Below are 19882 nucleotides of genomic sequence, written 5' to 3' on the forward strand. Positions count from 1 at the left end.
TCAAAGGATTTCATTGAAGACCGGCATGGCATGATTCGACGAGCAACCGTTTGCGCCGAATCATCTCAGACGATCGATCGAGGCAAGTGAACTTCCGATGACGGCATTGCTGTCGCGTGGAGCTCAGGGCCGAATCCGTACCGGCACGGATTTGTTGGCCGGCGTTTTCGATTCCTGGTCGTGATGCGTCAGCGCGATCAGCGGGTTCATCTCCGGGTAATAACCGCCGAGACAGCCGTCGGGCAGCCGGAACGGCGTCACCTTGAGCGGCCCGACCTCGCGGTGCAGCCCGTCGGCGGCGTCGGCTTCGAGCCAGACCATCTGACCGTCGCTGAGGCCGGCGCGGGCGATATCGTCCGGATTGATCAGCAGCACGTCGCGCCGGCCTTCGATGCCGCGCAGCCGGTCGCTCATGCCGTAGATCGTGGTGTTGAACTGATCGTTTGAGCGCATCGTCAGCAGCCGGAAGCGACCCGGCGCATCGTCGAAGCCGATCGAATTGACCATCTTGGGCGTGTTGAACTCGGCCTTGCCGCTTGGCGTCTTCCAGATCCGCTCGCGCGCGTCATTGCCCTTGTAGAAGCCGCCGGGCGTGAACATCCGCGCGTTGAAATCGTGGAACATCTCCGGATAGCTCTCTTCGATCAGGTCGCGCACCTTGCCGTAATCGCCGACCCATTCGTCCCACTTCACCTTCGGATTGGCCGGGAGCGTCGCCTTGGCGATGCCGGCGATGATCGCCAGCTCCGAGCGCAGATGCTCGCTGGCCGGCTGACGCAGCCCGATCGAGCCCTGAATGCAGCTGAAGGTATCTTCCATCGTCACGGCCTGTGGGCCGCTCGCCTGGATGTCCTGTTCGGTGCGGCCGAGGCACGGCAGCAGATAGGCGGCCTGGCCGTTCACCAGATGGCTGCGATTGAGCTTGGTAGCGATCTGCACGGTGAGCTGCATCCGCGTCCACGCCTTCTCCAGCACCGGCTGATCCGGGATCGCGCGGATGAAATTGCCGCCGAGCCCGATGAACGCCTTGACCTTGCCTTCCAGCAGGCCGTGGCAGGCCTCGACGGTGTTCATGCCCTTGTCGCGCGGCGGCTCGAAGCCGAATTGCTGCGCCATCTTGTCGAGCGGCACCAGCTCGGGCTTTTCCGAAATGCCGACGGTGCGCTGGCCCTGCACGTTGGAATGGCCGCGCACCGGCGAGATGCCGGCGCCCTCGCGGCCGATATTCCCGCGGAGCAGCAGCAAGTTGAGCAGCATCGAGATGTTGTCGAAGCCGTGGACGTGCTGGGTCAGCCCCATGCCGTAAACGCCGATCACGCGTTCGGCCTGGATGTACACATCAGCCGCGGCTTCGATCGCCGCCCGGGTCAGTCCCGACTCCGTTTCGATCTGCTCCCAGGAAGTGGCGCGGACCTTGGCTTCGAACGCATCGAGCCCATGCGTATGCGCGGCGATGAAATCGACATCGAGCACGCGCTTGCCGCCGCTCGCCTTGGCGGCATCATCCGCGGCGAACACGTGCTTGCACATGCCCAGCAGCGCGGCGATGTCGCCGCCGACCTTGAGCTGGTGATACTGGCTGCTGATCGCCGTTTCCTTGCCGGTCAGCATCTGGGTCGGGCTCTGCGGATTGACGAAGCTTTCCAGCGCCCGCTCGCGGACCGGGTTGAACGTCACGATCTTGGCGCCGCGCTGCACGGCCTCCTGCAGCGGATGCAGGAAACGCGGGCTGTTGGTGCCGGGGTTCTGGCCGAAGAAGAACAGCGCGTCGCATTTCGCGAGATCGTCGAACACCACCGTGCCGACGCCGACGCCGATCAGCTTCTTGAGCGCCACCGAAGTGGTCTCGTGGCACATGTTGGAGCTGTCGGGCAGATTGTTGTGGCCGTACAGCCGCGCGAACAGCGCGTAGAGATACGACGTCTCCAGGCTGGCGCGACCGGAGGCGTAGAAGATCGCCGATTTCGGATCGATCGCCTGCAGGTGCTCGCCGATCGCCTGAAACGCCTCGTCCCAAGTGCAGCGCACGTAGTGATCAGTCGCCGCGTCGTAGCGCATCGGCTCGGTCAGCCGGCCCTGCATTTCGAGGTCGTAATCGGCCCAGCCGCTCAGCTCGGTGACGGTGTGCTCGGCGAAGAACTCCGGCGTGCAGCGCGCGGTGGTGAGCTCCCACAGCGTCGCCTTGGCGCCGTTCTCGCAGAACTCGACGGTGTGATGATCGGCCGGCTTGGCCCAGGAGCACGATACGCACATGAAGCCTTTCGGCTTGTTCTGCCGCATCAGGGTCTCGATCGCGGTCGGCGTGCTCCACTCCTTGCCGAAGATCTGCGCGATGCCCTGCAGCGAGCCCCAGCCGCCGGCCGGGCCGTCATATTCGACCGTCTGGTCGGCGGTGTCGGGAAGATCGGCTTCGCGAATCCGGGTGTCGTCCTGGGCCATGCTGCGCTCCTGTGGGCGCAGTCAGCGCCGTCCCACCCACAACAGGCCGTTCCGGCAACAGTTCCGAAATGACCGCCCCCCGCTCCGCGCATTGTGAGCGCAACCACGTCACGCGGCCGTCACCTCAGAGCCGCTGGATCACCACCTCCCGGCACAGCCGCTCGACGTCCGCCGGGCGACACAATTCGGTGCCGTGCATGGTGAGCGAGGCCGAGCCGGACGCCAGCGCGCGGCGGAAGCCGTCTTCGACCGGCAGGCCCTGCGCCAGGCTGAAGGCGATCGCGCCGAGGAAGCTGTCGCCGGCCCCGACGGTCGAGACCTGGGCGACCGGCAGCGCCGGCGAGCGCAGCGCCTCGTCGCGGGTCACCAGCAGGGCTCCGAGATGACCGAGCGACAGCGCCACGATCTCGACCTTGCCGGCCTCGATCTGCTGCCGCGCGGCGGCCACGTAGTCCTGATCGCTTTCGAGCGGCCGGCCCGCCAGTTCCTGCATCTCGCGCAGGTTCGGCTTGATCAGCGTGACACCATGCGCCAGCGCAGCGACCAGCGGCGCGCCGGAGGTGTCGAGAAAGAATTTGGCGCCGATCCGCTTCGCCACCGCGGCGGCCTGCGCATAGAAGTCCGTCGGCACGCCGGGAGGCAGGCTGCCGCTGCCGACCACGATCCTCGGCGCCGGATCGGTGCCGCCGAGGATTTCCAGCAGGCCTCGCCATTCGCCCTCGGCAAGCGGCAGGCCGGGCAGCACGAAGCGGAACTGCTGGCCGGTCGCGGCCTCGGTGACGGAGAAATCCTCGCGGGTCTCGGCCTCGGATTCGACGACGCGGCTCGGAATCTGCTCGCGGTCGAGCAGCGAGCGCAGCAGCCGGCCGGTGAAGCCGCCGGCCGGATAGATCGCCTCGACGTCGCCGCCGAACCGCTTCACCACCCGCGCCACATTGATGCCCCCGCCGCCCGGATCGCGCTGCTGCGCGGCACAGCGCAGCTTGCGGCTGGGCACCATGCGCTCGACCGAGGTCGACAGGTCGATCGCAGGATTGGGCGTGAGGGTGACGATGTCGACCATCGCGGGCAGTCTCCAAGTCTGGCGTGCGTGGGGGGAGTTCAGGGTGGGACGTCGGGACCGACGAAGGACGTGAAGGCAGGCAAACGCGGGGTGCCGGCTCGGCACCAGATCCGAGTCTGGCGGGTGACCGCCGTTCTGCCGTTGACGCGCGTCAACCGGCTACGTGCCGCAATGTCGCAGCAGGCCCTGCTAACTATTTCTCGTGCTGCACGACTGAGTCGTCATCCTGAGGCGCGAGCGCAGCGAGCCTCGAAGGATGCGGCGAAAGTGCGTGCGACTCATCCTTCGAGGCCGCCGCTGCGCGGCGGCGCCTCAGGATGACGGCGGAGGCGTTGCGGTGGCAGCGATGCGATCTGCGACTACCGCAACGTGACGTGCTTATGCGCTGCCGAACGTTCCCCGCCTCAGTGCGACATCACCACCGGCACGGTCATCGACGCCAGCATCTCGCGCGTGACGCCGCCGAGCACGAATTCGCGCAGGCGCGAATGGCCGTAGCCGCCCATCACCAGCAGGTCGGCGGCCGTGTCGGCGACGTGCGACAGGATGGTGCCGGAGACGCTGACGTCCGGCGCGGTGATCACCTTGATGTCGAGCTTGATGCCATGGCGGGCGAGGTGATTGGCCATCTCGATGCCGCGCAGCTCGTTCTCGTCGCGCACCTTGTGGTCGCGCACGATCAGCAATTCGACGGCGGCGGCGCGGCGCAGGAACGGCCGCGCGTCGTTGATGGCACGGGTGGCGGCGCGGCTGCCGTCCCAGCAGCACACCACCCGGTCGAGCTTGACCGCATCTTTCTGGATGTAGGGCACGATCAGCACCGGGCGGCCGGAATCGAACAGCACCTGCTCGATCAGCACCTCGTTGTCGCCGTTCTCCGGATCCGACTGCATGACCACCGACAGATCGAACCGGCGCGCCATCTTGGGGAAGCGGCCGGACGTGCCGTAGGGCGTCTCCAGCAGATGATGCTCGGCCGATACGCCCTCGCGCTTGCAGGCGGCCTCGAAGCGCTCGACCGCGCCGCGTGCCGCCGCCTCGTTGGCGGCCAGCATCTTGGTCAGCACCTCGGACGGAAAGTCCGGCATCGTGAAGCTCGGCATCGAATCATAAGCGAAGCAGACGCCCGAGACGTGCGCATCGAAGGTCCGCGCGATCGCCAGTGCGACATCGACGACCCGATCCCGCGACGCGCTCTGTTCGAGATTGACGATGAGATCCTTGATCATGGTACGTCCCCTTGAAGGTGATCGATGGGCGGCGCGGCCGCCGTGGGAAAGAAGTCTGCCCGGCACGGCGCGCCGGGACCGTATAGCACTGGCAGCGCGGCTCCGGCCGGCTCGCGATGTCGCGCCGGTGCAGCGCTCATGTGCGCCTCGTGCGGATCGGCGCGGCGTCGTTGCGATCCGCCGCGCCCCAGCCTTCGGCGCCGATCAGCGGCACGAAGCGAACGTCGGTGAGGGTCTCGACGGAGAGCTCGGTTTCGGACGCGCGCGTGACGCGCAGCAGTTTCTGGGCCAGCTGATCGGTACCGACAGGCATCACCAGCCGGCCGCCGACCGCGAGCTGCGCCTTCAGCGACTCCGGCACCTGCGGCCCGCCGGCCGCCACCACGATCGCGTCGTAGGGCGCATGCTCGGGACAGCCACGACTGCCGTCCCCCTGCCGCACCTCGACGTTGCGAATGCCGAGTGACGCGAGGGTCGCGCGGGCACGCTCGGCCAGGGGCGCCAGGCGCTCGATGCTGATCACTTCGCTGGCGATTCCGGCCAGCACCGCCGCCGCATAGCCGGAGCCGGTGCCGACATCCAGGACGCGCTCGCCGCCCTTGAGAGTCAGGGCCGCGATCATGACCGCGACGATGTAGGGCTGTGAGATGGTCTGGTCGCTGCCGATCGGCAGAGGCGAATCGTCATAGGCATGCGCACGTGTCAGATCCGGCACGAAGACTTCGCGCGGCACCTTGGCGATCGATGCCAGCACGAGGGGGTCGCGCACGCCACGGGCACGGATCTGCTCGTCGACCATGCGGGCGCGCTGCGCAGCGAAATCGTTCGGGGCGCGGCCCGTTGAATGCCGAGACTCCGGAGATGCCATCCGCACCCTCCCTGATCGCCGGCCACTGTCCCACCCCGCTCGAACTGGCCATGATCCTAGAACCGAGGCGCGCGGTGGATTTGATCCGCATCAAGGACGGCGCTGCGACGGCCACTCCGGCGACGCGCCGCTGCCGCATTCGGGAGCGAGCTTTCGGCCACATTGGTCCGCCAACGCGCCGGCCGCCGCGAACGTCAGCGGCGCCGGCATGCGTTCGAGGCAACAAAGGGAGCGACATGCCGTACAGTTCGACCGACGATCTGCCGCCGCCGCTGCAGGTGCGCCTGCCGCTGCACGCGCAGGAGATTTACGTCGCGGCGTTCAACAACGCCTTCGCCGAGTACCAGAATCGCGCTCCCGACGAGCAGGAGACCACCGCCCACCGCGTCGCCTGGGCGGCGGTGAAGAAGCAGTATCGCAAGCAGGGCGAAAACTGGGTGGCCAAGCCGCCGAAGTGATCATGCGGCTTTATCGGCGTCGTGCCCCAGCATCAGCCGGCTCGCAATGACGCGGCGAACGCCTAGATAACTGAGCGAGGAGGCCCCGATCATGTCCGACCATCTCGTGGTGTGCACGCATTGCGGCGGCGTCAACCGGCTGCCGGAGCAGCGCTCGGCGCTGAGCGGGAAATGCGGCAAGTGTGGAAACAAGCTGTTCGAAGGCCATCCGGCCGATGTCGGCGGCGATCAGTTCGACAAGCAGGTGTCGCGTAGCAGCGTGCCGGTGCTGGTCGACGTCTGGGCACCGTGGTGCGGGCCGTGCCAGGCGATGGCGCCGGCCTACGAGTCAGCCGCGCGCGAGCTGGAACCGAACGTTCGCCTGATCAAGCTGAATTCCGACGCCAATCAGCCGATCGCCGCCCGGCTCGGCATCAGCGGCATCCCGACCATGATCCTGTTCGAGAACGGCCGCGAGCGCGCCCGCACCTCCGGCGCGATGCCGGCGGGCGAGATCGTGCGCTGGGTGCGGCAGCACCTGCCGGCGTGATCACGCCGGCAGCGGCAACGGCCCGCTGAGCTTGTAGCTGCGCATCGCGAACGAGGTGCGGATGTCGCGCACCGTCGGCAGCGCCAGCAGGCCGCGCAGCACGGTCGCCTCGTAGCTGGCGATATCCGGCACCACCACTTCGAGCAGGAAGTCGCTGTCGCCCGACACCAGATGGCAGGCGATCACCTCCGGCATGGTCTGCACTGCGGCGATGAAGCTCTCGGCATTGTCGCGGGAATGCCGCTCGACCCGGATGAACGCGAATGCCGTCACCGCCAGCCCGACCGCGGCGCGGTCGATCAGCGCCCGGTAGCTCGCCAGCACGCCGGCCTGCTCCAGCAGCTTGACCCGTCGCGAACACGGCGACGGCGACAGCCCGACCTTCTCGGCCAGCACAATATTGGGAATCCGAGCGTCGGCCTGCAGTTCGGCCAAGATTCTCATATCGATCGCATCGAGGGCGATTTTGGCAGGATCGAGCATTTGCTGCGCAGCAAAGTGATGAAGATTGCTAATTCGTACGTCACTGATAGCATGATTGGCAAGTTTGGCGGTGGGTTTCGGGCCATACTGGCCTCACAGGAGCCCCCGCCATGACCGAATCCGCCCGCTCGCCCGGCTTTGCCACCATCGCGATCCACCACGGCTACGACCCGCTGGCGCATCACGGCGCGTTGAACCCGCCGGTGTTCCTGACCTCGACCTACGCGTTCGCCAGCGCCGCCGAGGGCGCGGCGCGGTTCGCCGGCGAGGCCGAGGGCTTCGTCTATTCGCGGGTCGGCAATCCGACCGTGGCGGTGCTGGAGAGTCGGCTGGCGGCGCTGGAGGGCGGCGAGGCCGCGCTCGCCACCGCGTCGGGCGTCGGTGCCCTGACGGCGCTGATCTGGACGCTGCTGAAAGCCGGCGACCACCTCGTCGCCGACCAGATGCTGTACGGCTGCACCTTCGGGCTGTTCGAGCACCATCTGCCGCGGTTCGGCATCGAGGTGACCTTTGCGGACCTCACCGATCCGGCCAATCTGCAGGCCGCGCTACGGCCCAACACCAGGCTGGTGTTCACCGAGACCCCGACCAATCCGAACATGCGGCTGGTCGACATCGCGACCTGCGCCGAGATCTGCCGCCGCGCCGACGTGCGCCTCGTCGTCGACAACACGTATTGCACGCCGTACCTGCAGCAGCCGCTGGCGCTCGGCGCCGATCTCGTCACCCATTCGGCCACCAAATATCTCGGCGGCCACGGCGATCTGCTGGCCGGCGCGGTGGTGGGGCCGAAGGAGGTCATCGATCAGCTCCGCTTCGTCGGCGTCAAGGAGCTGAACGGCGCCTGCATCTCGGCGTTCGACGCCTTCCTGATTCTGCGCGGGCTGAAGACGCTGAACCTGCGCATGGACCGCCACAGCGCCACCGCCACAAGGCTCGCGCACGATCTGCAGGCCCACCCCGCCGTCGCTGCCGTGTACTACCCCGGCCTCGACAGCCACCCGCAGCGTAAGCTCGCGCAGCAGCAGATGCGCCAGCCCGGCGGCATGATCGCGCTCGAACTCAAGGGCGGCCTCGCGGCCGGCCGCAGCTTCATGGACAACGTCAAGCTCGCCACCCGCGCCGTCAGCCTCGGCGACGCCGAGACGCTGATCCAACATCCCGCCAGCATGACCCACGCCACCTACGATCCAGCCGAACGCGCCCGGCACGGATTCACCGACGGGCTGATCCGGCTTTCGGTGGGGCTGGAAGACTATGAGGATCTGCGCCAGGATTTGCTCGGAGCGCTGGGCGCCGCCGCGAAGTAACAGCATCGGCTTAGGCGATCGGCGCCGCACACTGCAAGAAAACCGGCCGTCGCGCAGGTGATCAGCGGCGTGATCGCCGCGTCGATGTTCGCTGTCGTCCGGAGAGTGCAAAAGGGCACACCTTACAAGGCTCACCCGACGACCTGTCACGCGCTCATCGAGGGCGTGACACGCTGCCGAGGCGCGCGGTTCCACGCCGTTCGTCCCAGTGAGGTTCACTCAAATTATACCACGATGCAGAGCGCTTTTGCCGCATTGAAAGTTGCTGCTCTGCCGCCCCACCGGCTCATGTTACGATCATACCAGAGTGTGCGCTCGTCTTGGTCGGGGGAAGATGGCCGTTCGTGGAGCATCGTTACGGCAGTCATACCCGCGAGAAGCGCGGGGATGGCATCAGGAGTGGTCGCTCCGCCGAGCGATGCGGATGGCGCGCATCGCCTATTGGGAGACGTACAGCGCCGCCGCGACCGAGTTCTGGATGTCGCCCGAGTTCGCGTCGCTCTACGATTTCGAAACGGTCGACGGGGCGATTCCGATCGCCGCGGTGCGCGACCGTCAGCTGGCCGAGGGCCGCGATGTTCTGCTGGCGCAGTACTTGGCGTGCTGGACCGAGGGGCGGCCCTTTGCGGTCGAGGCCAAGCTTCTCAAGGCCGATGGCAGTCAGCTCGATTGCGTCGTGCACGGGGAGCCGGAGTTCGACTCGAACGGTCAGGTTCAGCGGGTCTTCGGTATCATCCGGGACATCACGCCGGAGACGTCCGCGCTACGCCTGTTAGCCGAGAGCGAACAGCGTCTGGCGGACTTCGTCAGCACCGCGTCGGACTGGTGCTGGGAGAGCGGCCCCGACCATCGGCTGCTGCCCTATCCCAAATCACTCGATGGCAATGACGCCCTGCAAACCGTGGCGTCCGGCGGAAAGGCGCGCTGGGAGCTGTCCTATGCGCCCGAGGACGCGGACGCCATGGCGCTGCACCGGGCCGACATGGAAGCCCATCGCCCGTTCCGTGATTTCATCTACACCTCGATCGGCAATGATGGCTCGCGGATCTGCATCAACACCAGCGGCAAGCCGATCTTCGCCGACGACGGGACATTCCTGGGCTATCGCGGCACGGCGAGCGACATCACCCAGCTCGAGGCCGCACGCGCCTTGCTCGACCAGCGCACGCGCGCGCTGGAAGAAGCGCATCAGCTCGGCAAGATCGGGACCTGGCATCACCGGGTGGAGATCGGGCGAACCGTCTGGTCGCCCGAGCTGTATCAGCTGCTCGGCCTGGAGCGCGACGCGTTCGCGCCGACCTATGATAACACGACGTCCTATTTTCTCGACGACGACGCCAAACGTCTTCTGAAGCTGCAGGGCCGCGTGCTTCGCGGCGGCAACACGGAAGCCACCGACATCCGCATCCGTCACGCCGACGGCACGCCGCGCGATCTGGCGATTATCTGCAAGGCGGAGGTCGTCAACGGCAAGATCGTCGGCCTGATCGGCACCGCCCAGGACGTCACCGATCGCAAGGAGGCCGAGCGCAGGCTCGAGCAGCTCGCCTATACGGATCCGCTGACGGGCCTCGCCAATCGCGCGCTGTTCAAGCGCCGGCTCGCCAGCCTGTTCGAGACTCCGCTGTCGCCCGACGACCGCAACGCGCTGTTCCTGATCGATCTCGATCGCTTCAAGGAGGTCAACGATTCGCTGGGGCACTCCACCGGCGACAACTTGCTGATTCATGTTGCGCGCGTGCTGCGGCAACAGCTCGATCCGCAAGCCTTCATCGCCCGGATCGGCGGCGACGAATTCGCGGTGCTGACCAACAGCCCAGGCACGTCCGCCGAGGCGGCGATCGCGCTTGCCGATCAGTTGATCGCCAAGCTGTCGGTCCCGGTCGATCTCGCCGAGGGCGAGGCGTGTATCGGCGCCACCATCGGCATCGCCATCCTGCCCGAGCATGGCGCAACCGCGGAGAAGGCCTCGCGCAACGCCGACCTTGCGCTCTACATGGCCAAAGAGGCCGGACGCGGCCGGGCGCAGCTGTTCGAGCCGATCTACGCCGAGGCGGTCGATCAGAAGCTGGACCTCGGCCGGCGCCTGCGCCGCGCCGTCGAGAGCGGCGACCTCACCACGCACTACCAGCCGCAGATCGATCTCAAGACCGGCCGTGTCATCGGCTTCGAGGCGCTGCTACGCTGGAGCCATCCCGAGCGCGGGCCGATCCCGCCGTCGGAGTTCATTCCGATCGCGGAAAGCACCGGCCTGATCGTCGATCTCGGCCATTGGGTGCTGCGCGATGCCTGCCGGCAGATGCGCGCGTGGATGGATGCCGGATTGCCGGCGCGGACCATCTCGGTGAACGTCTCCCCGGCGCAGATCTGGAACGGCGATTTCGAGAAGGTCGTGTCGACCGTCCTCGCCGAAACCGGCCTGCCGCCGGAGCTGCTCTGCCTGGAGCTGACCGAAAGCCTGTTCGTCGATCACACCAAGCAGAAGGTCAGTCATACGCTTGCGGCGTTGTCGAAGCTGGGTATCCAGCTCGCCCTCGACGATTTCGGCTCTGGCTATTCGTCGCTCGGCTATCTGACGCGCCTGCCGTTCAACTGCCTGAAGATCGACCGCACCTTCGTCGACGGCATTGCCACCGTGCCCGAAAAACGCAAACTGCTCGGCGGCATCATCGCGCTGTCCCACGGCCTCGGCATGAGCGTCGTGGCGGAAGGCGCCGAACTGGCCGAAGAGGTCGACCTGCTCACGGAGTTCGATTGCGACTTCGTGCAGGGCTACGTGTTCTCGAAGCCTGTCGCGGCGGATGAGGCGCCGGGGGTGGCGGCGGGGATTGAGCCGAAACGAGACCCACGATCTCGTCCAATACGCGCGGCACGGATCGATCGACAACGGATCAAGACTTTAGCTTCGCCCGAGGAAGAGAAGAATTTGAAAGAGAGCGCATTGAGCGGGCTGGCGCAGACAGGCGTAGATTTATAAGAGCGTGCCTTGCTTAGGACCGCGCGCGTGATCGTGAACTTTCGTCACGTGAAACGAAACATTTTCGTAGGCACCCACTATTTCGTTCAATCGCTGAGACACCACCAGGTCGACAGTCAGCACATCGCCTTGTCCAAATTCGTATTCATGGTTAGCGAGCTTTTCAAAGAACTCGTCATCGCGAATATCCGCATAGACTTTCTGTCCGGCCCACAAGAATTGCCATTTTCGCTTGGACTTCTCAAGGACCGCAGTTAGCACCGTCATCGGCACTTTATGGTGTGAGACTTCTCGATCTTGGGGATGATCGATAAGCTCGATATCAGGGGCGTCTCGCAGGACAGCAAACTTGTCGCGCGTTATCGGAATGACGGGCTTATCCGGAGCGCGAGGCGATCGAAAATCGACCGCCTTGACGTCAGGATCACTGTCGACGCTGACAAAGAAATTACGAAGAGTTTGACTTACCGAAGGATCTCGCTCGGCCCGCTTACTGACGATCTCGGACGATTTGGGCAGAACCACACGCTCATTGCCGTATTCCACGATGTAAGAACTGTCATTCACCACAATATTTACGGAGTCAGATGTTACTCGATTTACAAGGATGCCGAGTAGGAATGGCATGATCAACATCGTCACAGGTGCAGATAGAAGCGACCTTGTATCCTTCGCGACCACACGGAATATCGCTCGAATGCTGCCTTGATCCGAGCGAACGAAATCAACTTCAATTTCGCGATTTGGATTGACGACAGCATCTATTGCGCGGCAGAGCTCATCGAAATGAATAAGCGCATTGCCAAAGGTCTGAGAGTTCAGACCCGCGCCCTTGGTGTCAAAGTATAGAAGGATTTCTTCGCCGCTACTTTCGTACGAAATTTCTAATGTCATTGAATATCCGAATATCTAATGAATTAGCGCTGGGATAAGAACTCGAAACGCGCCAATGCATCTATCGCGACATTAGTCAGGGCAGATGCGCTAAGATCTAAACGTTTGCGGAAAATCCGCGAAAGCCAACCGACCCTCTGGAAAAAATTGAGGCTGCCTTCGTTGGTGAGAAAATCTGGCGCTCCCTAGGGGAATCGAACCCCTGTTTCAGCCTTGAGAGGGCCGCGTCCTAACCGCTAGACGAAGGGAGCGTGAGGGGCAGACCAATAGCCGCGAAACGGCGCGGCTGCAAGATCGCGGACTGCGTTTTCCGAACCCGGTCATGCCCGGGCTCGACCCGGGCATCCATCTCTCACAACAACAGCCGTTCGTGTGGCCGTGGATGGCCGGGTCAAGCCCGGCCATGACGACTTTGGGGAGGGCGGCGCAGCGGTCAAAAGCGGGGTGCTCGTCCTTCGAGACGCCCCGGCTTCGCCTGGGCTCCTCAGGACGAGGTGTGCTTCTGGATCGGCCTGTGTCTGCTCACGGCCAAAGCTCTTGCCGCCGGACGAGGTCGGCGCCTGTAGGACCGGCCCAGAGGCGGCGGTGCGCCAGCCCTTACGGCTCGTTCGCGAACGTCAGCCGGCCGGCCGGCTTCATGGTCTTGGCGTCGAAGGTGCGGATTTCGGTGGCGCCGGCGATGTCCAGGGTGACGACGACGCGGTCGCCGGCGACCGCGGTGGAGACGACGCGGGCGCCCTTGGGCAGCCGCAACGTGGTCTCGGCCGCCACCGGGGCGCTTCCCTCGGCGCGGAAAAGCTTATAGCCGATGGCGATCAGGACCGCCGCTACGGCCACAGTCGTGGTCAGGCCCGCGATCAGCATCATCCGCCGCACCCGCGCAAACAGCGCGGCCTGTTCGGGGGAGGGTTCGGGCAAGGCGGTGTCGGTCATGCAAAGCTCTGATTTTTCAGGCGGTTGAAGAAAGCGCGATTGTGAATCTGTCGTCCGAACATCTGCTCGAAGTGGTCGTGGCCGGCGACGAAGGCTCGCCGCGGCTCGACCGGGTGCTGGCCACGCGCTGCCCGGCGCTGTCCCGGTCGCGGCTGAAAGCCCTGATCCTCGACGGCCGGGTCGCGATCGCGGGCAGCCCCGTCCGCGACCCCGCTTATCACGCAAGCCCTGGCGAGACGATCACAATCGACGTGCCGCCGCCGGTGGCGCCGGAGCCGGCCGGCGAGGCGATCGCGCTCGATATCGTCTATGAGGACGACGACCTGATCGTCATCGACAAGCCGCGCGGCCTGGTGGTGCACCCGGCCGCCGGCCACGAGACCGGAACCCTGGTCAACGCGCTGATCGCGCATTGCGGCGCGTCGCTGTCCGGGATCGGCGGGGTGCGGCGGCCCGGCATCGTCCACCGGCTCGACAAGGACACCACCGGGCTGATGGTGGTGGCCAAGAATGACAAGGCGCACCAGTCGCTCAGCGCCCAGTTCGCCGACCATGGCCGCACCGGGGAACTCCGCCGCGGCTATTACGCCTTCATCTGGGGCGTGCCGAGCCGCGCCCGCGGCACCATCGAGGCGCCGATCGACCGCCACCCCTACGCCCGCGAGAAGATGGCGGTGCGCGACGGCGGCCGCGAGGCGATCACCCACTGGGAGGTGCTGGAGACCTATACGGGCCGCAGCGGCGGCGAGGTGGTGTCGATGATCGCCTGCCAGCTCGAGACCGGCCGCACCCACCAGATCCGCGTGCATCTGGCGCATCTCGGCCATCCGCTGCTCGGCGACGAGGTCTATGGCCCGCATTTCAAGACCAAGGCCAGCCAGCTCAGCCAGGAGGGCCGCGCCGCCCTGACCGATCTTGGGCGGCAGGCGCTGCACGCCTATCTACTGGTGCTGGAGCACCCATCCACCGGCGAGGTGATGGAATGGCAATCTGCCCTCCCGGCCGATTTGAGCCGCCTGAAAGCCGGCCTGTCGGCGACGGAATGACGCAGTTTTGTCAGAAAACGGTAAGCATTTCAGAGCGTTGTTTATACGTCACAGTCAAGTGACAAGACCGTAACTAAACTCGCACGACTAATCTCGTGTATATTGCAGGTGCGTTGGGATGGCTCAACGCGGAACATCGCAGGCCGGCCGGCTTTAGGAGAGCGACCCGTCTGCCAAGCCGCCCGCGGATCGGGGGCTTGAAACCACTGGAGGGCGCTGAATGGCCCGTGCAGCTACGTTACCCGTTCTCAACGGTGAATCCGGTCTCGCTCGGTACCTCGCGGAAATCCGCAAGTTCCCGATGCTCGAGCCCGAGCAGGAATACATGTTCGCCAAGCGCTGGCGCGAACACGATGATCGCGATGCCGCGCATCAGCTCGTGACCAGCCACCTTCGGCTCGTGGCGAAGATCGCCATGGGCTATCGCGGCTACGGCCTGCCGATCTCCGAAGTCGTTTCGGAAGGCAATGTCGGCCTGATGCAGGCGGTGAAGCGGTTCGAGCCCGATAAGGGCTTCCGCCTCGCCACCTACGCGATGTGGTGGATCAAGGCGTCGATTCAAGAGTACATTCTGCGTTCGTGGTCGCTCGTGAAGATGGGCACCACCGCGAACCAGAAGAAGCTGTTCTTCAATCTGCGCAAGGCGAAGAGCAAGATCTCGGCGCTGGACGAGGGTGATATGCACCCCGACCAGGTCAAGCTGATCGCCACCCGCCTCGGCGTCGCCGAGCAGGACGTGATCGATATGAACCGCCGCCTCGGCGGCGACGCGTCGCTCAACGCTCCGATCCGCGACGACGGCGAGCCCGGCGAATGGCAGGACTGGCTGGTCGATCAGTCGCCCAACCAGGAAGCCGTGATGGCCGAGCACGAAGAGCTCGATCATCGCCGCCGTGCCCTGACCGGCGCGATCGGTGTGCTCAATCCGCGCGAACGGCGGATCTTCGAGGCCCGTCGCCTCGCCGACGAGCCGATGACGCTGGAAGACCTCGCCGCCGAGTTCGGCGTGTCGCGCGAGCGCGTGCGCCAGATCGAGGTGCGAGCCTTCGAGAAGGTGCAGAGCGCCGTGAAGGGCACGATCGCCCGCCAGGAACAGGCCGCGCTCGAAGCCGCGCACTAACAACGGCATCCCGACATCACGCCGGCCGACAGACGACGAACCCCGCCCTCACCGGCGGGGTTTTTGTTTGGGCGATCGGGACGCTCAGCTTGCCCGCTCGTGATCCGCGTGAGAAGCGAACGCTCGTCGCGCCCACGACCTCATGGTGAGGAGGCGCGCAGCGCCGTCTCGAACCATGGGCCCCAGGCCCTTACGTTAGCATTGCGTGGCCTCATCCTTCGAGACGCCTGGCTTCGCCAGGCTCCTCAGGATGAGGAGTCAATGCATTGTGGAGAGGCTGTGTTGCTATCGGTCTGCGGCAAAGCGCCGGCGCTGGCCGCCTGAGCTGCTCGCCGCGCCTCAGCTTCGCTTGGCGTTGCCGGTGACCAGCTGGGTCTGGCCGGTGGCCGGGTCGGTGACGACGGTGCGGATCGAGGCGTTGTCGCCTTTGCCGAGCGTGAACTTGGTGTCGCCGATCCGGAACGCGCCGTCCTTGATCAGCACGCTCTGATACTTGACCGTGCCTTCGCTCTGATACTTCACCTGCGCGCGGAAGCCTTCCACGTCGTTGACGGTGATCGCGAACTTCTTGGTGTTCGAATAGGTGCCGGTCCAGGTGCCCTGATAGAGCGTCGGATCGACATTGACGTATTTGGTCTTCGACGGCGTCTGCAGCGCCGCGGAGGTGTAGCCGGACGAGAGCGCGCTCATGATATCAGCCATCGCCTGCCTCCAGTCTCCCAGCTACAGCTGGGCGTACTCGACACCCGCGGCAGTTAAGATGGCGTTAAGGTTTGGCTGTTGGCCGTCATTGCCGGGCTTGACCCGGCAATCCATCACTTCGGAAAAGCGCGGCCCCCTTTGGCCCGCTTGCGCGGACGATGGATGCCCGGGTCAAGCCCGGGCATGACGACCTTGTGAGATGAGTCCAAACGAAAAGGGCGGCCTCGCGGCCGCCCTCATTCAAATCTGCTCAGTGCCGAAGCGCTTACTCGGCGGCCAGCTTGACGTCCGGCGCGGCGGCGCGGACTTCGGCGTCGACCTGCGCTTCGAACTTGGCGAAGTTCTTCTGGAACATGCCGACCAGCTTGCGGGCGGTGGTGTCGAACGCCGCCTTGTCGGCCCAGGTCTTGATCGGGTCGAGGATCTCGCTCGGCACGCCCGGCAGCGCGGTCGGGACCGCGAAGCCGAAATACGGATCGGTGCGGAATTCGACGTTGCGCAGCGAGCCGTCCAGCGCCGCGGTCAGCAGTGCGCGGGTGACCTTGATCGGCATGCGGTGGCCGGTGCCGTAGATGCCGCCGGTCCAGCCGGTGTTGACCAGCCAGCAGTCGACGCCGTGCTTGGCGATCAGCTCGCGCAGCATGTTGCCGTACACCGACGGATCGCGCGGCAGGAACGGCGAGCCGAAGCAGGTCGAGAATTCCGGGGTCGGCTCGGTGACACCGCGCTCGGTGCCGGCGACCTTGGCGGTGTAGCCCGACAGGAAGTGATACATCGCCTGCGCCGGGGTCAGCTTGGCGATCGGCGGCATCACGCCGAACGCGTCGGCGGCGAGCATCACCACGTTCTTCGGCTGGCCGGCGCGGCCGGTGCGCGAGGCGTTCGGGATCGATTCCAGCGGATAGGCCGAGCGGGTGTTCTCGGTCTTGGAGCCGTCGTCGAAGTCCGGCTTGCGGGTAACTTCGTCGAGCACGACGTTCTCGAGCACCGCGCCGAACATGTTGGAGGCCGCGAAGATCTCGGGCTCGGCTTCCGGCGACAGCTTGATGCACTTGGCGTAGCAGCCGCCTTCGAAGTTGAAGACGCCGTCCTTGCCCCAGCCGTGCTCGTCGTCGCCGATCAGGGTGCGGTTCGGATCGGCCGACAGCGTGGTCTTGCCGGTGCCGGACAGGCCGAAGAAGATCGCGGTGTCGCCGTTCGGGCCGACGTTGGCCGAGCAGTGCATCGGCATCACGCCCTTCTCGGGCAGGTAGTAGTTCAGCGTGGTGAACACGCTCTTCTTCATTTCGCCGGCGTACTGCGTACCACCGATCAGCACGATCTTGCGGGCGAAGTCGATCGCGACGACGTTCTCGGAGCGGCAGCCGTGGCGCTTCGGATCGGCGCGGAAGCTCGGCAGGTCGATGATGGTGAGTTCGGGGACGAAGGAGGACAGATCGGCGCGATCGGGACGGCGCAGCAGGGTGCGGATGAACAGCGAGTGCCAGGCGAGTTCGGTGAAAACGCGGGTCTTGATCTGGAACGACGGATCGGCGCCGCCGTAGAGGTCCTGCGCGAACAGCGTCATGCCTTCGGCGTGCTTCAGGAAGTCCTGATACAACGTCTCGAACTGATCGGCCGTGATCGACTGATTACCACCCCACCACATGGTGTTTTCGGTGGTTGCGTCGCGGACGGTGAACTTGTCCTTCGGGCTGCGGCCGGTGAACACGCCGGTGTCGGCGCACAGCGCACCATCGGCGGACAGCACGGCTTCGCCGTTCTTCAGCGCATGCTCATAGAGCTGCGGCGCGCCGAAATTCCAGTACACGCCCTTGAGATTTTTAAGCCCGAATTTGTCGGCGCCATGAGCACCGTTATGCACGCCCGTCTCTTGCACGAATAGATCCTCCTCGAGTCCGCGTTGTCCCGGTCGCGCGATTGCCGCCAATGCGCTTCAGCCCGCGGTGACGCCAATATATACCGGCTGGGTCCAGTGGCGCGACTAAATAGTGGCGAACGATGGCGTTGCCAAGCCGGGCGGCAGTATTTCGTTTACCGCCGGAAGACATTGCGCTGGCTCAAGTCATGGCGCAGAGCGGGCGATGTCTGCCATGCGTTTCAGCATGTCGCGAAGCTGTGCAGCCGTGGTGACACGTTCGGGGAAATCGAGCCGCAGCACGCGTGTATCGGCCTGCAGATCGAGCCCTTCCGGATCGAGACCGGTGCAGCGCCAATCTGCCGCGGCGGCGGCGAGCAGCCGCGTCGCATACAAATTCAGCGCGATCAAATGATCTGCATTCATGTGAGCAACGGCGGATGGTTCGGCAGCGAGCAGATCGTCGGCATCGGTGAGGTCGGTGAGATAGTCCGACGCCGCCAGGTCGACGATGCGGCCGAAGCCGGCCACCAGATGCGCGCCGCTGGTAATAATCCGGTACAAGGAAAAATCGGTAAAATCGATATAGGCCTCGGCGCCCGGATGCGCTGCCAGATACCGCATGCGCAGCGTCGGCAGTTCGTCGGACCCGGCCGCGACCGCCTCGCCCATCAGCATGATGCGGGCGCCTTCCAGCGGGTCACCCTCCGCGCGCTCGTCCAGCATCAGCGACACCCGCGGGTCCGCCAGCAGGTTTCGCGTATGCACCGCCAGGCGGGATATCAGCAGCACCGGGGCGCCATCCGGAGCGCTCGCCAGGTTCACCAGTGAGCAATACGGCGCACCACCGTCCCGCATCAGCGTCGCCAGCGCCCCCTCCCGCCGGCGGCGTAGGAGCGATTTGGCGACCCGGACGGGGTCAAAATCGTCTGTCGGCTGCATCGGGTTTATTCCGCCAATCGTGACCGAGGGGGTGTTGATGCCCAGAATACGGGCCTATATCAATGCCTGCACGCCTCCCGCTCGCGGGTTTTGGGAACCGGCCACATTTCAGCCCAGCTTGCATTGCTCGTTGACTGTGCTTTTTGGGCAACCGCCAACCCGAGATCGCCGAATCGCTTCGCGGTCTAGCCACGCCTTTCGGAAAGAGCTTCATGCCGACAATCGCCTTGGTCGACGACGACCGCAACATTCTCACATCCGTTTCGATCGCTCTGGAAGCCGAAGGCTACCGGATCATGACCTACACGGATGGCGCGTCGGCCCTCGACGGCTTCCGCACCTCGCCGCCCGACCTCGCCATCCTGGATATCAAGATGCCCCGGATGGACGGCATGGAAACGCTGCGGCGGCTGCGGCAGAAGTCCGATCTGCCGGTGATCTTCCTCACCTCGAAGGACGAGGAGATCGACGAATTGTTCGGCCTCAAGATGGGCGCCGACGATTTCATCCGCAAACCGTTCTCGCAGCGCCTGCTGGTCGAGCGCGTCAAGGCGGTGCTGCGGCGCTCGGCGCCGAAGGATCCGGCTGCGGTGCCGAAGGAGAATGACGCCAAGGCGCTCGACCGCGGCCTGCTGCGGATGGACCCGGAGCGGCATACCTGCACCTGGAAGAACGAGCCGGTGACGCTGACCGTCACCGAATTCCTGATCCTGCAGGCGCTCGCGACCCGGCCCGGCGTGGTGAAGAGCCGCAACGCACTGATGGACGCCGCCTATGACGATCAGGTCTATGTCGACGACCGCACCATCGACAGCCACATCAAGCGGCTGCGCAAGAAGTTCAAGATGGTCGACGACGACTTCGAGATGATCGAGACGCTGTACGGCGTCGGTTATCGCTTCAAGGAAACCTGAACGCGTCGCGGCGGCGGGCGTCTCGCAACGCCTGACGCCGCCGCCGCACTGCGATATGCTGGCGCATGGTCCCGAAGAGCGGAGACGGTTTTCGGACCAGACAAGTCGTCAACACGC

The 19882-nt window shown here is 65.2% G+C and carries 17 protein-coding genes and 1 tRNA gene; 7 read left to right on the forward strand and 11 right to left on the reverse strand.

Going from position 1 to position 19882, the window contains the following annotated elements; genetic code table 11:
* Positions 1-123 precede the first annotated feature (123 nt).
* The 4 genes from ACFFJ6_RS08185 to ACFFJ6_RS08200 form a co-directional block, all read right to left on the reverse strand.
* Positions 124-2439 (reverse strand): FdhF/YdeP family oxidoreductase, encoded by a 2316-nt coding sequence (locus tag ACFFJ6_RS08185; RefSeq protein WP_378386328.1) that lies wholly within the window; start codon positions 2437-2439, stop codon positions 124-126.
* A gap of 124 nt (positions 2440-2563) precedes the next feature.
* Positions 2564-3502: a 1-phosphofructokinase family hexose kinase gene (locus ACFFJ6_RS08190; protein ID WP_378386330.1), complete on the reverse strand. Its 939-nt coding sequence runs from the start codon at positions 3500-3502 to the stop codon at positions 2564-2566.
* A gap of 404 nt (positions 3503-3906) precedes the next feature.
* Complete coding sequence (locus tag ACFFJ6_RS08195; protein WP_378386332.1) at positions 3907-4731, reverse strand: universal stress protein; 825 nt, start codon at positions 4729-4731, stop codon at positions 3907-3909.
* 136 nt (positions 4732-4867) lie between these two features.
* Complete coding sequence (locus ACFFJ6_RS08200) at positions 4868-5599, reverse strand: protein-L-isoaspartate(D-aspartate) O-methyltransferase (protein WP_378386334.1); 732 nt, start codon at positions 5597-5599, stop codon at positions 4868-4870.
* Positions 5600-5835: 236 nt separating this feature from the next.
* Here ACFFJ6_RS08200 and ACFFJ6_RS08205 point away from each other — a divergent pair, with 236 nt between their 5' ends.
* Together ACFFJ6_RS08205 and trxC are read left to right on the forward strand one after the other, a co-directional pair.
* Positions 5836-6057, forward strand: coding sequence for a ChaB family protein (locus ACFFJ6_RS08205; RefSeq protein WP_378386337.1), 222 nt, complete (start codon positions 5836-5838; stop codon positions 6055-6057).
* A 91-nt stretch (positions 6058-6148) separates the two neighbouring features.
* Positions 6149-6586: a thioredoxin TrxC gene (trxC, locus tag ACFFJ6_RS08210; RefSeq protein WP_378386339.1), complete on the forward strand. Its 438-nt coding sequence runs from the start codon at positions 6149-6151 to the stop codon at positions 6584-6586.
* Here trxC and ACFFJ6_RS08215 read toward each other — a convergent pair whose 3' ends face one another.
* Positions 6587-7069 carry an Lrp/AsnC family transcriptional regulator gene (locus tag ACFFJ6_RS08215; protein WP_378386341.1) on the reverse strand — a complete coding sequence of 161 codons (483 nt, stop codon included), beginning with the start codon at positions 7067-7069 and terminating at the stop codon, positions 6587-6589. It lies immediately after the preceding gene.
* Between the two features lie 110 nt (positions 7070-7179).
* Between ACFFJ6_RS08215 and megL the strand changes: the two genes are divergently transcribed.
* A complete protein-coding gene (gene megL, locus ACFFJ6_RS08220) occupies positions 7180-8379 on the forward strand; it encodes a methionine gamma-lyase (protein ID WP_378386343.1) in 1200 nt (399 codons plus the stop codon).
* Positions 8380-8803: 424 nt separating this feature from the next.
* Positions 8804-11356 carry a sensor domain-containing protein gene (locus ACFFJ6_RS08225; RefSeq protein ID WP_378386345.1) on the forward strand — a complete coding sequence of 851 codons (2553 nt, stop codon included), beginning with the start codon at positions 8804-8806 and terminating at the stop codon, positions 11354-11356.
* Here ACFFJ6_RS08225 and ACFFJ6_RS08230 read toward each other — a convergent pair.
* The 3 genes from ACFFJ6_RS08230 to ACFFJ6_RS08240 form a co-directional block, all read right to left on the reverse strand.
* The gene (locus ACFFJ6_RS08230; RefSeq protein WP_378386347.1) at positions 11351-12250 is read right to left on the reverse strand and encodes an LAPAL motif-containing putative phage structural protein; all 900 of its coding nucleotides are present in this window, start codon (positions 12248-12250) and stop codon (positions 11351-11353) included. The two genes, ACFFJ6_RS08225 and ACFFJ6_RS08230, sit on opposite strands and share 6 nt — an antisense overlap.
* Before the next feature lie 176 nt (positions 12251-12426).
* Positions 12427-12501 (reverse strand) — tRNA-Glu (locus tag ACFFJ6_RS08235).
* Positions 12502-12847: 346 nt separating this feature from the next.
* Entirely contained in the window at positions 12848-13183 is a 336-nt protein-coding gene (locus tag ACFFJ6_RS08240; RefSeq protein WP_378386349.1) for a hypothetical protein, read from the reverse strand.
* A gap of 71 nt (positions 13184-13254) precedes the next feature.
* Here ACFFJ6_RS08240 and ACFFJ6_RS08245 point away from each other — a divergent pair, with 71 nt between their 5' ends.
* A complete protein-coding gene (locus ACFFJ6_RS08245) occupies positions 13255-14229 on the forward strand; it encodes an RluA family pseudouridine synthase (RefSeq protein WP_378387035.1) in 975 nt (324 codons plus the stop codon).
* A gap of 220 nt (positions 14230-14449) precedes the next feature.
* Complete coding sequence (rpoH, locus tag ACFFJ6_RS08250; protein ID WP_054160903.1) at positions 14450-15349, forward strand: RNA polymerase sigma factor RpoH; 900 nt, start codon at positions 14450-14452, stop codon at positions 15347-15349.
* A 339-nt stretch (positions 15350-15688) separates the two neighbouring features.
* On the opposite strand, the gene ACFFJ6_RS08255 is transcribed toward rpoH, so the two are convergent.
* From ACFFJ6_RS08255 to ACFFJ6_RS08265, 3 genes are all read right to left on the reverse strand, one after another.
* The gene (locus tag ACFFJ6_RS08255) at positions 15689-16051 is read right to left on the reverse strand and encodes a hypothetical protein (RefSeq protein ID WP_378386352.1); all 363 of its coding nucleotides are present in this window, start codon (positions 16049-16051) and stop codon (positions 15689-15691) included.
* Between the two features lie 265 nt (positions 16052-16316).
* Complete coding sequence (locus tag ACFFJ6_RS08260) at positions 16317-17930, reverse strand: phosphoenolpyruvate carboxykinase (RefSeq protein ID WP_378386354.1); 1614 nt, start codon at positions 17928-17930, stop codon at positions 16317-16319.
* Positions 17931-18116: 186 nt separating this feature from the next.
* On the reverse strand, positions 18117-18851 hold the full coding sequence (locus ACFFJ6_RS08265; protein ID WP_378386356.1) for a HugZ family pyridoxamine 5'-phosphate oxidase: 735 nt from the start codon (positions 18849-18851) through the stop codon (positions 18117-18119).
* A 212-nt stretch (positions 18852-19063) separates the two neighbouring features.
* Between ACFFJ6_RS08265 and ACFFJ6_RS08270 the strand changes: the two genes are divergently transcribed.
* Positions 19064-19765: a response regulator transcription factor gene (locus ACFFJ6_RS08270; protein WP_054160910.1), complete on the forward strand. Its 702-nt coding sequence runs from the start codon at positions 19064-19066 to the stop codon at positions 19763-19765.
* Positions 19766-19882 lie beyond the last annotated feature (117 nt).

Origin of the sequence: Rhodopseudomonas telluris, assembly GCF_042432815.1 — a bacterium.
Lineage (GTDB): Bacteria > Pseudomonadota > Alphaproteobacteria > Rhizobiales > Xanthobacteraceae > Rhodopseudomonas > Rhodopseudomonas telluris.